The organism is Parabacteroides goldsteinii DSM 19448 = WAL 12034 (assembly GCF_000969835.1).
Lineage (GTDB): Bacteria > Bacteroidota > Bacteroidia > Bacteroidales > Tannerellaceae > Parabacteroides > Parabacteroides goldsteinii.
On record NZ_KQ033913.1, the window covers coordinates 1,716,108 to 1,729,180 of the forward strand.

At 47.8% G+C, this 13,073-nt stretch carries 9 protein-coding genes; 2 read left to right on the plus strand and 7 right to left on the minus strand.

What is annotated here, in order from left to right; translation table 11 throughout:
- Nucleotides 1-17: 17 nt before the first annotated feature.
- The 5 genes from HMPREF1535_RS20040 to HMPREF1535_RS20060 all read right to left on the minus strand — a co-directional run bounded on the left by HMPREF1535_RS20040 (nucleotide 18) and on the right by HMPREF1535_RS20060 (nucleotide 6,793).
- On the minus strand, nucleotides 18-1,772 hold the full coding sequence (locus tag HMPREF1535_RS20040; RefSeq protein WP_010802882.1) for an alpha-L-rhamnosidase-related protein: 1,755 nt from the start codon (nucleotides 1,770-1,772) through the stop codon (nucleotides 18-20).
- 217 nt (nucleotides 1,773-1,989) lie between these two features.
- Entirely contained in the window at nucleotides 1,990-2,790 is an 801-nt protein-coding gene (rhaD, locus tag HMPREF1535_RS20045) for a rhamnulose-1-phosphate aldolase (protein WP_046147271.1), read from the minus strand.
- A gap of 43 nt (nucleotides 2,791-2,833) precedes the next feature.
- A complete protein-coding gene (gene rhaT, locus HMPREF1535_RS20050; protein ID WP_046147272.1) occupies nucleotides 2,834-3,856 on the minus strand; it encodes an L-rhamnose/proton symporter RhaT in 1,023 nt (340 codons plus the stop codon).
- A complete protein-coding gene (locus HMPREF1535_RS20055; protein ID WP_046147273.1) occupies nucleotides 3,853-5,112 on the minus strand; it encodes an L-rhamnose isomerase in 1,260 nt (419 codons plus the stop codon). The genes rhaT and HMPREF1535_RS20055 overlap by 4 nt, the downstream gene beginning before the upstream one ends.
- A gap of 205 nt (nucleotides 5,113-5,317) precedes the next feature.
- Nucleotides 5,318-6,793 carry a rhamnulokinase gene (locus HMPREF1535_RS20060; RefSeq protein ID WP_046147274.1) on the minus strand — a complete coding sequence of 492 codons (1,476 nt, stop codon included), beginning with the start codon at nucleotides 6,791-6,793 and terminating at the stop codon, nucleotides 5,318-5,320.
- A 95-nt stretch (nucleotides 6,794-6,888) separates the two neighbouring features.
- Between HMPREF1535_RS20060 and HMPREF1535_RS20065 the strand changes: the two genes are divergently transcribed.
- Both HMPREF1535_RS20065 and HMPREF1535_RS20070 read left to right on the plus strand, forming a co-directional pair.
- The gene (locus HMPREF1535_RS20065) at nucleotides 6,889-7,776 is read left to right on the plus strand and encodes an AraC family transcriptional regulator (protein ID WP_007656161.1); all 888 of its coding nucleotides are present in this window, start codon (nucleotides 6,889-6,891) and stop codon (nucleotides 7,774-7,776) included.
- A gap of 78 nt (nucleotides 7,777-7,854) precedes the next feature.
- Entirely contained in the window at nucleotides 7,855-8,301 is a 447-nt protein-coding gene (locus tag HMPREF1535_RS20070; protein WP_052716777.1) for a DUF6078 family protein, read from the plus strand.
- Nucleotides 8,302-8,433: 132 nt separating this feature from the next.
- On the opposite strand, the gene HMPREF1535_RS20075 is transcribed toward HMPREF1535_RS20070, so the two are convergent.
- Nucleotides 8,434-9,774, minus strand: a complete 1,341-nt coding sequence (locus HMPREF1535_RS20075) for a dihydroorotase (RefSeq protein ID WP_046147275.1) — start codon at nucleotides 9,772-9,774, stop codon at nucleotides 8,434-8,436.
- Nucleotides 9,775-9,840: 66 nt separating this feature from the next.
- Entirely contained in the window at nucleotides 9,841-12,996 is a 3,156-nt protein-coding gene (locus HMPREF1535_RS20080) for a glycosyl hydrolase (RefSeq protein WP_046147276.1), read from the minus strand.
- Between the last annotated feature and the right edge of the window lie 77 nt (nucleotides 12,997-13,073).

The following is a 13,073-nucleotide window of genomic DNA, read 5'->3' on the forward strand; positions in this document are numbered from 1 at the left end:
CAGGTTATCAATTTTATTTAATTCTCCAGATAGACTTTCACACCGTCCGGAGCCTTTACTTCGCTTTTCACTTTACCGTCCGCTCCTTTTTCGTGACGGATCGTTATTACACCCTGCGGAGTCGGGAAAGTTCCTTCCACCCATTTTAAATCGCCCAGATGCGGGGTGATACGGACTGCGCGGCATCCCGGTTCCACCACCTGAACCCCCAATACATATTCACTCAGCCATGATGTCGGACCGGAAGCCCAGCCATGACACAAACTATGACGGAAACCTTTATAGCAATAATCACCATAATCACCGTGAATATCCTTTTTCCCTTCGGGCACAAGTTCGTCGATACGTGCTGCATTCGGAAGCCAGTCCATATTGAAATCTTCCCAGAACGTAGTAGCACCCAGGTCGATCATCGCTCCCCAATACTGGCGGATCACATCGATCGCTCCCTGATAATTCCCGGCAGCAGCCATTGCACGCAACATATAATATCCGTAGAAAGTAGAGAATCCACGTGCCCCACCTACTGACAGATATTTACTGTTTGCCTCTTCCGGTTTCATCAAACCAGCCAGGGCCAATAAAGCCGCACCCTGTTTTGAGCCCGGAGCATCCGGTGCTATTTTAGATTTCAACAAAGGCTTGATCACCTTCGGAGCCGCCTTTTCCATTTTCTTCGCCGTTTCACGACATTGGGATGCCAACACATCGTCACCAAGTGTTGTACATAATTCATCGCCTGCCCTCATAGCCATCAGAACCAGCGATTGCAGACCGGCATCGATCGCCACCTGATTCTCACTTGACGGCCAGTCCATGAAACGCCATCCATCCAGTTTCTCACGTCCGTCTGCATCCACTTTAGAAATCAGGAGGCGCAGAAGGTCGCTCATATAAGTTTGCTGCTCTTTCAGGTAAGCCACATCTCCATGGTGATAATACCAGTCACGCTGGATCAGCAACCACCAGATCGAATAGGCGCTGATGCCATTCATCCAAGCGGGAAGAGGCGTTACATCACGGATCAAGTCAAGGCTCTTTGGGACGACTTCGTTATAACCGAAAACAGTATTTACGGTCATCACTTCCGGATGCATATCACCCAACCAGACCAGACGATCACGCTTAATACCGTCCCAGAGATATTCCTGCATATTCAAATGAACCGTATAAGCACCGGTCTGCCAGATTTTATTCAGCCGTTCGTCACTACTTCGGAAAGAACCTTTGTACGGGATATCACGGAATGTAGAAATAGCACGGATTTCTTTCAAGGAAACTTCCGTAGAATCGCTCATCAGGTCTATACGGGCAAAACGGAAACCTGAATTACCGACTTCCAGCACACCCAACCAGGGCAATGTGACAACAAAATCACGTATTGCATGGTCATTACTGGCCCCGTTCTTCCCATCAATTTCACACATGGCTTCACTGACGGATTCTCCGAAACGGACACGCATCTTTATAGGGCTTTTATTGGAAAAAGCACCGGTCACAATCTGAATGCCTCCCTGAAGTTCTTTCCCGAAATCAAACAAAAGGGCCGGATGCTCTTCTGACGTACTGGTCATCTTGCAAAGAGCACGATCTGTTAATTCTGCCTGTCCGTTACCCGGCAGGAGCAGTTTATCGCCATCTTTTATCAATTCGCTATGTTGTTGCCAGACAATACGCGTCGGGGAAAGATATTCGCGTACCCGGCTGTCGCGTTGCTGGGCCAGTACCGGCAGGGAACATAAAAGAGTAAGAAGTATAAGTATCTTTTTCATGGTATTATCAATAATGAATCAATTTGCTTCTATGGACAGGTTTAGTTATTATCAGATATGAGCTATCTTGTCCCCGTGCTTGACACGGGGCCGCAGAAGAACCAGCAATATCAAAAGATACATATAGGATACGGTCTGTGCCTTTGCGATCCCGTATCAAACACGGGAACGGGATAGCTCATTTCTTTCTAATTTTGAACCTCACACGCTACAGGAACTACAACCCAAAAGCAGGAACCAGATCATCCAACTGCTGGTCGGTCATTCCTGCCGGTTCATAGCCGGCCATGCGGGCACTCAGATAGATTTGAGCAGATTTTGCCAAGGTGTCGATTGCGTCAAAACATTCGATCAGATCTTCACCGACCGCCAGGATTCCATGTTTTTCCCAGAATACAACATCATGTTTTTCCAGTTGTTTGATCGTAGCATGCGCCAGTTCGATCGTTCCCGGTATTTCATAAGGGACAATACCGACACCTTTCGGTACGATGATACGGCATTCGGGGATCATGCCCCATAACGTCCGGGTGATCACCTGCGAATCGAGGAATGGTTTACAATGCGTCATACCGATCAGTTCTGTCGGATGCGTATGCAAAACGACCTTGTTATCACGTCCCAACGAACGGAGATAATTGTGCATCATCAGGTGAGACGGCAGTTCGGATGTCGGGGCGACAGGTTGTTCGGCAATGATCTCATAGCTTTTTCCGTCCGGTGCTATCCGGATCAGCGAACCATTTGCGAACGGGTCCTGTGCGACATACCGCATCCGTTTGCCTGTCCCGGTCACATAAAATACATGTCCTCCAAGGGCGGTCATCGCTTCCTGCAACTGAATAGCAGGAGCAAGTGCCGGCAATGCCATTTCTTCCGGTGTCAGTAAACCGGTTAGATTAACAGATATATTTCCTCCATTTCTTTCGGCCCATCCTTTTGTCCAGAGATAGCCAGCCACCTCAGCGATACGGCCAATTTCAGCCATCAAAAGGCTGTTGTTTCCAATTGTTGTCATTTTTTTTCTATATTAATTGCTTCGGGTATTCCCGAAAAGTCATCTATAAACTCGGTAACAGCAAAGAGAATATCAGTATTCCCATACCGGTAATTAATACGATAATCGTTTTCCTGCTAACGCCTTTCCATTCATTCAATATGATTCCCCAAACATTACTGAATATGACATTCAGCGACATCAGGATACTCCATGAAAAGGCAAGCATTACCGGAGAGTCAGAAAAATAGCTCTTTCCCATGCCCAATCCAAAGAACTGTGAATACCAAAGTACTCCTGCCAGCGCACAAAATAAAACATTATTCAATAATATCTTACCCGGAACGGAGAAATAATCTTTCCCCGTTTTATTTTTTATATTCTGAAAGATACAATAGGCTGCATTCGTCAGGAAGCCACCCATTGTTACCAACAGGATCACCGGATTCAAAGCAAACAAATCGCTTGCACCGGAGGCTTTCGCTTTTTCCAGTATCGGAGTTCCGGATTCAAGGCCCAGATTAAAACAGGCACTCATCACACCCGCCAACAATGCAACCAGCAAACCTTTCGTCAGGGCAAAGTCTTTCACAGCCGCTTTCTTTTCCTCGTCCGTCATGTTGCGGGCACGCAGACTACCGGCATAACCGATCACTGCGATACCAGCCAACGTTACGCAAACACCCAGCAAAAGGATCAGTCCGTCGCCATGAAACAAATCCGTCCCCCCGAATACTGCCGGAAAAAGCGTACCGAATCCGGCACAGGTACCAAGAGCGATACTCTGCCCCAGGGCTATTCCCAGATAACGCATGCTAAGACCGAATGTCAGACCTCCCACGCCCCACAGCATTCCGTAGATTACAGCGCCGGTACTTCCACCGGCACTCCAGAGTTCAGTCAGGCTATTTCCTTCCGGAATAGCGAGTTGTGCGCCCAGATAAGGAAAAACGAGCCAGGCAAAAATACCCTGGATCAGCCAGAAGCTCTCCCAACTCCAGTTTTTCACCTTATTGATCGGCACGTAGGAACTGCTTTGCCCCAGACTGCCGATGGCGATAATCAGTAAGCCTATCAGTATATTCATTTGCGCTTGCTTGTTACTTCCGCTTCATATTTTTCTATTTCTGCAATGTAATCTTCCCCTACAGGAACATTATTTTTCAAACAGTACATATCCCATACGGCAGTCCACGGAAGACTTTTCAATTCTTCCTGTAATGCCAGGCGCTGGAACAGTTTATCTTCCGATTCATATTGCTGCAAAGTAGCAGACGGTTCAAGCAAGGCTTGCAGGAACGCTTTCAGTGTGGCACGGCAACCGATCACATAAGCTCCGATGCGGTTGATCGTAGCATCGAAATAATCCAGTCCGATATGTACACGATCCAATGCATTGCAACGGATGATCTCACGGGAAAGGTCCAGCAGGTCATCGCTCAATACAACCACATGGTCGCTGTCCCAACGGATCGGACGGCTCACATGAAGCATGATCTCAGGAGTGAACAACAGCATGGAAGAGATCTTATCGGCAATACTTTCCGTCAGATGGAAATGTCCGGTATCCAGCGTTACGATTTTATTATTCTTAGCCCCATATCCCAGATAGAAATCGTAAGAACCGACCGTATAGCTTTCCAGTCCGATACCGAACAATTTAGCTTCGATGCAATCCTTCATGTTCTTATACTCCGTTGCAAAGATTTCGTCCAGCGAATCTTTCAGCAACTGGCGGTATTTGATGCGGCTTGCCGGCACTTCCTTGGAACCATCATGTATCCAGAGGTTCATCATACAAGGATCGTTCTGGTAAACACCCATCGCCTCACTGATCGCACGGCAGCGTTTCGTATGTTCGATCCAGAAGTTACGGATCGAATCATCCGGATTAGCCAACGTCAGGTTTCCGCTTTTAGGATGTGAGAAAGAAGTGGAGTTGAAATCGAGTTTCATATTGTTCTCTTTCCCCCACTCCATCCAACTTTGGAAATGGGCAGGTTCCACTTCATCGCGGTCCACTTTCTTTCCTCCGAAATCGCCATAGATTTCATGCAGGTTCAAGCGATGAGTTCCCGGGATAAAAGAGTTTGCTGTCAGGATATCGGCGCGAACTTCATCTATATTACGCGCTTTGCCCGGATAATTACCGGTCACCTGTATGCCGCCCGAAAGCGAGCCGTCCGGATTCTCGAATCCCGTCACGTCATCTGCCTGCCAGCAATGGAGTGAAAGACTGATTTTCTGCAACTTTTCAAGTGCACTGTTTACATCAACGTTTACAGCAGCAAAACGTTCGGCTGCCAAATCAAATGCTTCTTTTACTTTCTTTTCAGTATTCATGGTATGCTTTTTAATTATTGATATTGTTAATACTTTATTTTACTCCAAATATATAAAAGCCCTTGTCCCCGCACCCGATGCGGGGACGCATAAAAACAGGCCTGATCGATTCGATATTCATATGACTGGTTCTCATGCGATCCCGCGTCAAGCGCGGGAACAAGCTGACTTTTACTATCACACTGGTCTTTATTTATCTTAATTATTATCGTTTTACAACCTGTAAATACCGGTCGTAAACATCTTTCCAAACAGTCTCATCCTGCGGCAGGAATGTTTCGGTCTGAATAGAATCAGCTATCAACTGCCTCATTTCCCAACGGGTGGAGACGATACCGGCAGACCGTGCCTGTACCATACCATTCCCGATCGCCGTTGCTTCCGAAGGGCCGGCAATCACCGGCATGCCGATCGCATTCGCCGTAAACTGATTCAGCAGGTTATTTTTCGAACCTCCGCCAATCACATGCAACCGATCGATCAGGAAAGGCGCCATTCCCTTCAACATCCGGATCACCTCATTATAACGGAGCGCAAGACTCTCGAAGATGCAACGGATAAAATCGGCATCCGTTTCAGGAACAGGCTGCCCTGTCTCCTCACAATAACCGGCAATAGCCTTTGTCATACACGTCGGATTAGCAAAACGGGGATCGTCCGGATCGACGAAGCGTACAAAGGGAACAGCCTGCCCAGCCAGCTCCACGATTTCAGAATAAGCATAAGCACGCCCGGCCTTCTCCCACTCTTTCCGGCATTGTTCCAATAACCACATGCCGGTAATATTTTTCAGGAAGCGGGTTGTTCCCTCGATACCGCCTTCGTTTGTAAAGTTATTCTTATAGGATTCTTCCGTTATGATCGGTTCTTCCGTTTCAATCCCCATCAAGCTCCAGGTCCCGCTACTCAGATAAGCAAAATGCTCATCCCTGGCCGGAACAGCAGCTACGGCAGAAGCCGTATCATGCCCCGCTACAGCAATAACGGGTATCTTGCCAATGCCGGTTTCCTCCGCCAGGGCATCCGTCAGTTCCCCGACAAGCGTTCCCGGCATCACCACCTGCCGCACGATAGACGGCGAAACTCCTGCTGCCTCCAGCAAAGAAGGTTCAAATTGTTTCGTAACAGGATTAAGCAACTGGGATGTGGAAGCATCCGTATATTCACACACCTTCTTGCCCGTTAACAGATAAGACAATAAGTCAGGGATGAAAAGTATTTCTTCAGCATTTTTCAAAGGTGCAAAATCCTCCTTTCGGGCACGGAACAGCTGAAAGAGACTATTAAAGTTCATAAACTGGATACCGGTCAGCCGGTAGACTTCCTCACGCGGCACCAGGCGGAAATATTCCTCCAATGCACCTTCCGTATACGGATCGCGGTACGCCCTGGGCAACCCCAGTAAAGAACCATCCGAAGCCAGATAACCGAAATCGACTCCCCAGGTATCGATCCCGATCGAATCGACCGGGATATCTTCCCGGGCACAAAGGGAAAGACTTTTCTTCAGTTCCTCATACAGATTATATATGTTCCAATAATATTTCCCGTGCAATTCCAACAGGTTATTAGGGAAGCGGTGAAGTTCCCGCATTTCAAATTTGCCATTCATTAATGACACCAAAACGGCTCTCCCGCTTGTGGCTCCTATGTCAAATGCTAAAAAGTTATGTTTCTTCATGCCTGCAACAAAGTTATTTGTTTTACAGAAGCAAAAGTAAAAGGTTATTTACTATCTTTGCTTACGAAAATGATTTTAAACCTTTCAATTCTGACATGAATAAACACGCAAATAATCAAATACGCTACCTGACTATCGGAGCGTCTGATGAAGACTGGGGGATTACGGTCACCACGATCGGATACCAATTCATTCCACCCCAAAGTCAATATCCGTTATCCGGTCATCCGGACAGTTATAACTTCAAACCGCAGACAGGACGTATCCTGAAGGAATACCAGCTTGTCTATATAACGAAGGGAAGCGGCTACTTCTCTTCCCAATCCTGCAAACAGCAAAAGATAGAAGCCGGCACCATGATCCTGCTTTTTCCAGGAGAATGGCACAGCTACTATCCGGACAAAGAGACCGGATGGGATGAATATTGGGTAGGATTCCGTGGAATACATATCGACAAACGAGTGGAAAAACGTTTCTTCACGAAAGAAGAGCCGCTTCATAGAATCGGTTTAAGTGCTACTATTGTAGGATTATATGAAGATATACTAAAGTTTGCCATGCAGGAAAAATCCGGATACCAGCAGATGATATCCAGTATCGTCCTTCATATAATGGGTACTGTTTATTATAAGAAAAAGAATGGTGCTTTTACTAATACATATGTAGTAGACAAAATCAACGAGGCCCGTATCCTGATGAAAGAGCAGGTGGAAAACCCCGTGTCGCCGGAAGAGATCGCCTCGCAACTGGGACTGGGATACTCCTGGTTCCGCCGTATGTTCAAAGAATATACCGGCGTGTCTCCCGCTCAATACCAGTTACAGCAAAAACTATTGAGGGCAAAAGAACTCCTTACGGGAAGTAACCTAAACATATCGGAGATTGCCTACAGCCTGAAGTTTGAAAATGCCGGCCAGTTCTCGACCTTCTTTAAAAAGAAAGAGGGCGTAACGCCCTCCGAGTTCAGGGAAAGAGCACATTAATACGGTTGTTGACGGTTGGACAGAAAACACCAAGAAGCAATTTACTCACTGAAACAGGAAACGAATAATATGAATACAATGGAGACAAACATCCTATTGACCCCCGAACAAATTCCTCCCTCCTACTGCCGTTGCTTCCAAAGCGACTGCCCGAAGTCGGACAGTTGCGCCCGTTTTCTCGCTGGGAAGCACCTCCCCGAAGGCTGGGTGACAGGGCCTGCCGTCTATCCCACGGCCCGTCAAGGCGTCACCTGCGTGTGCTATAAGCAGACACGTATTATCCACGCCGCCTACGGTTTCCGTGCCCTCTTTGCCGAGGTGAAGAAGAAAGACGATACGCCTCTGCGCGACCGTATCAAGACGTATTTGGGTGGAAACACCACCTACTACCGCTACCACAATGGCGAACGCCTTCTCACACCTGAGCAACAGGAATGGATCATCAACCTCTTCCGCCGGCACGGCTATACAGACGAGTTGCGCTTCGACGAGTATCGCGACCTCTACGATTTTATCCTTACCTGATTACCACGGCGTGGTAGCGTCTCTTCCACGGATTGGAAGCCACACTACTACGCCTTGGAAGCGAGACTACCAAAGTGTGGCAGGCTAGTTGGAAAAGCGAGAAGGGATACATTATACATACTGGTTTGTATTTTAGTTGTATTTCACTTCCATCCCCCGGACTTCGTCGTTTATGACGCCATTGTCATACACCAACTGCCCGTTGACAAAAGTCTGGCTGACACTATGATGGAAGGTAGTCCCTTCAAAAGGTGCCCATCCGCATTTATATACTATATTTTCGGGAGCCACCGTCCAGCTCTTCTCCGGATCGACAAGGACCAGGTCGGCATAATAACCCGGACGGATATAACCGCGCCGGTCGATATGGAACAGGTCTGCCGGCATATGCGCCATCTTTTCCACCACTTTTTCATACGTGAAGCAACCTTCTGCCACCATCTCCAGCATGGCAACCAGCGAATGCTGAATCAACGGACCGCCCGAAGCCGCTTTCAAACAACTGCCCTCTTTCTCCGATAACAAATGCGGAGCATGGTCGGTCGCTACGATATCTATCGTATTATCGTTAACGGCATTGCGCAAAGCGATACGGTCTTCCAACGTCTTGATAGACGGATTCCATTTGATTCGGTTACCAAACTTAGCGTAATCGCCGTCATGGAACCAAAGGTGATGCACACACACCTCGCCGGTAATCTTCTTCTCGCTCAAAGGAATCTCATTACTCAGCAATGTCAGTTCTTTGGCAGTAGACAAATGCAGGATATGCAAACGTGAATTCAGGCGGGTAGCCAGTTCGACAGCTTCGGATGAAGAGGCATAACATGCTTCTTCGCTTCTGATCTTGCTATGGAAAGAGATGTCGAGATCTTCGCCGTACAATCCTGTATAATAAGCGATATTGCGTTTGATCACTTCTTCCTTTTCCGCATGGATGGCGATCAGCATATCCGCTTCACCGAAAATACGCTCCAGGCTCTCCTTCTTATCCACCAACATGTTGCCTGTAGAAGAACCGAGGAACAGCTTCAACCCCGGCACACGGCTACGGTCCAGCTTACGGATCTCGTCCATATTATCATTCGTTCCACCGAAGAAGAAAGAGTAGTTGACGACAGATGTTTCCGCTCCGCGCTGCAACTTCCATTCCAGATCGGCTATCGTGGTAGTCTGAGGCTTGGTATTCGGCATATCCATAAAAGAGGTGACACCGCCAGCTACGGCCGCACGGCTTTCACTAGCGATGTCTCCTTTATGTGTCAGGCCCGGTTCACGGAAATGTACCTGATCGTCGATTGCTCCCGGTAACAGGAGCTTTCCTTCAGCATCGATAACTTGTACATTGGAGGCGGTTTCGGGAACAACTTCCTCGAACACCTCTACTATTTTATCTCCATCAATAAGGACCGAGCCTTTAAACATACGGCCTTCATTCACAATGCGAGCGTTTTTTATCAGAATCTTATTCATATACCTTGTATTTTATTTGTTACAAATGTACATGATTCTATTCAAAAACAACGCAGGCAGGAGCGGTTATTCGTAAGAATAGGCCTGTATTTCCACAGGTCCGATCAAACCGGACGATTGTAGAGGCGAATCTGCATTCCAGGGATTCACGTTTGTCCAGGTGCCGCGTTCCTTTTCAGGCAACGAAGCGTCACCGATCAGGCGGTTCCTCCAGTTATTCACGACTTCCACTTCGATCAGGTTCTCCCCTTTACGTAGAAAGTCTCCAACCGGCAGGCGGTAAGGGGTTGTCCATACGCCGCCAACATACTGTCCGTTGATCTTTACTTTCGCCATGACCATCACCTTGCCCAGATCCAGATAAAGCGCCTTCTGAGGCAGTTCATCCAAAGTGATCCGGTTGGTATAGATTGCTTTTCCTGAGAAATAGCGGATGGACGGGTCTGTACTTTCTGTCCAGTCCTGCAATGCCGGGAAGGTTACAGCTTCTTCCGGTCCTCTTTTCCCTTTTTCAAAATCGACCTGCCAGGGAGAGCTAACAGTTGCCAGAACCTCTTTGACCGGATAATTCCGGGCGGTTGTTTTCACCGGCGTGCCTTTTTTACGGAAGATAATAAAGGAGCTTTCAAAACCTTCGAGACGAACCGGCACGGTAGTTACTCCGTCAGCACAGGTGAACTCCGGCAAAAGACGTATCTCTGCTGTCAGCGGATTCCACAGTTCCGGCAATTTTCCGGCTACACGGAAGGACGGGTTTATATCAACCGGAGTTTCACTTTGATTCGAGATAAAATAAATATCACCCTCATCCGTAGCACGGTGGATAAACAAAACAGGCGTACCGGAATTAACACGCATATCCGGTTTTACGTTCAAGGCTTCCAATACCGGTTGCAGGGAAGTTGCCGGCATAAACAGACGGCCTTTACCTATTGTCCGTACGGATTCTGTCTGGTCGCCCCAAAGCTCGGAAGCCAGTGCCTGCACTTTCCGGTCGGCAGCCGGATAATCACTCAGGCTCGGAGAATATTTCGGAGCAGGCCCTATCACACAGGCACCTGCCTGCAACAGTTCCTTTATCTTCTGCAAAATTTCCGGACGCATGGTTTCCAGTTGGGGTAATACCAGCAAGCGATATTTCATTCCGCTTGGCAAAACAATCCGGCCGTCTTCCACCGATGCCCGCTGCAACAAAACTTCCCCATTAATATAATCGAAGGAATAGCCGGCAGGAAGTTCAGGCGTACAGATACCAGTCATCTTCGGAGCATCCTCACCGATAAAGTAAGCTACATCTGCCACATAATCGCCGCGTTGCAACATGAAGTTACATCTTTTCAGATAGCCGGTAAAGACATCCATCTGGCTGAACCAGGTATTCTTCCGGTTAAATTCATTACCGAACCAGGCATCCAACCCCGGTTCGCGATCTTCAAACGGCTGGTGGATATATACATGCAGTAAAGAGCTGTTTATCCCTTCCGTAAAGAAACGGTCCCCACGCTGCTTCATCTGATACGGATAGCGGCCGAAAGCAGGTCCCCCGCTTGTAAACGACTCGGCCCAGACACGTCTCTTGCCATAAATATGCCCGCAGGAAGAAGCCGCCCTGTTCTCGATATCCCCCAGGGAACCTTCGCTCCAGAACTCACCGGCTATCTCGTCGGACTGGCCGCCATATTGCAGAAACTCGCCCGGGAATCCCCAATGACCGTAATTTTCCAGCCAGGTTGTCAATCCATGCTGATGACAAACATCACGCAAGCCACCTACATAATCGTAAGAAACACGGTCGGCTATCAAACGGCGCAAATCCCACAGGAAGCGGTCTGAAATATCGGGATTACCAACCACTGTACCTTCCAGAACCGGAAGATACGGAACGGGGTCATATCCGTAACGTTCCTTAAATACGCTGATCATATCGTCGGTCCAGTTCTGTCCTCCGGTTTCATAGCTATCTTGGACAACCACCTTAAATGTTTTACGGTCTGCCTCCGGAATACGTTTCAGTATATCACCGATAAAGGCATCAAAATGGAAAGCGACATGTTTCTTGCTCATCTTATCGATCTCAGGTCCTGTAGCTTCGGGAGCAGCCGGCGAGTTGGTTACACCTGTCGGCAACATAGCCATCCGGCAGATCACCCACTTACCTTCGGGTACTTCCCAATCCAACACACCGTTCTTTGAAAATTCAGTCACGTTCTTTATCTCATCCGGCGAAACCATCAAAGAGGCATCACTAACGGCAGGCTGTTTTTCCCAGAGATAGTCATCCCACATAGGAAGCGGGGTCTGGAACATCTTAGCCAGCGATTTCTCCGGGTAGCGTTCCATCATGGGAGAAGATGTAAGGGTTACATTTCCGGCAGCCTCTCCTTCTTCTGACATTTCCAGGCGAAACTGTGAAGCGGAAGTCTCCGGAAGGGAAATAACGACCGGCGCATAAGGGACAAAGCCTACATTCAGTGCCGGGTTACTACGGTCGATCACGAATTGTCTCAGCAATTCTTCCTTTCCTCCTTTTTTCACCCACAGCTTGGCTGTCGTTTTAAAAGGTGTATTTACCCGGTAGATCAGTGTGCGGACGGTTGCTTCCTTATCAAAGACCAGAACGGAAGAGGACGATTGCCCTGACTTCTTATTTATCGCCCAGCTTTTTTCCGCCACTGGCTTATCCAATGCCGGATAAGCGATAACGCAGACGTCCTGTTCATCTTTTCCAACGGAAGGTAGCGTCAGTTGCATACGTCCCGGTCCGGCGACAATCGTATCTGAAGAGGCCAGATAACGCATAGCCTGTGAACTTTTCACCCACGGACCGCCGGACTGGCTCCATCCCGGACTGTTGAATATTCCGATTTCTATATTCAGTTCCGTGGCTTTCTTCAAAGCGGCATGCAGCACTTCCCACCATTCGGAACTCAGCAGTTTATGATCGCCGTAAGGGATGCCATCGATACCGATATTCCCGATAAACGCACGATTAATACCAGCCACTTTCATGGCTTCCAGGTCACGTTCCACCCCTTCTTTCGATATATTATCAGAAATCCAGTACCAATAAACACCGGTCTGTACACTATCGGGTATTGAACGGAAGCCTTGCTCGATACTGGCAAAGGATGGATGATTTGCAGACGTCTCTGTCTTATTACATGACAAAAGACCTAAACAAACAAGAATACATAAAGAGAATAAGTGTGTTATTTTCGCCATAATACATGAATTAAGCAATTACATTGATCTTATATACAAGCAAAAATACTATTTATATTCTCCTCTATTACTTATAA

What these genes read in the sequence shown, in the direction of transcription:
- HMPREF1535_RS20040 (WP_010802882.1), bottom strand. Translation starts at nt 1,772, where the DNA reads ATGAAAAAGATACTTATACTTCTTACTCTTTTATGTTCCCTGCCGGTA.
- rhaD (WP_046147271.1), bottom strand. Translation starts at nt 2,790, where the DNA reads ATGACAACAATTGGAAACAACAGCCTTTTGATGGCTGAAATTGGCCGT.
- rhaT (WP_046147272.1), bottom strand. Translation starts at nt 3,856, where the DNA reads ATGAATATACTGATAGGCTTACTGATTATCGCCATCGGCAGTCTGGGG.
- HMPREF1535_RS20055 (WP_046147273.1), bottom strand. Translation starts at nt 5,112, where the DNA reads ATGAATACTGAAAAGAAAGTAAAAGAAGCATTTGATTTGGCAGCCGAA.
- HMPREF1535_RS20060 (WP_046147274.1), bottom strand. Translation starts at nt 6,793, where the DNA reads ATGAAGAAACATAACTTTTTAGCATTTGACATAGGAGCCACAAGCGGG.
- HMPREF1535_RS20065 (WP_007656161.1), top strand. Translation starts at nt 6,889, where the DNA reads ATGAATAAACACGCAAATAATCAAATACGCTACCTGACTATCGGAGCG.
- HMPREF1535_RS20070 (WP_052716777.1), top strand. Translation starts at nt 7,855, where the DNA reads ATGGAGACAAACATCCTATTGACCCCCGAACAAATTCCTCCCTCCTAC.
- HMPREF1535_RS20075 (WP_046147275.1), bottom strand. Translation starts at nt 9,774, where the DNA reads ATGAATAAGATTCTGATAAAAAACGCTCGCATTGTGAATGAAGGCCGT.
- HMPREF1535_RS20080 (WP_046147276.1), bottom strand. Translation starts at nt 12,996, where the DNA reads ATGGCGAAAATAACACACTTATTCTCTTTATGTATTCTTGTTTGTTTA.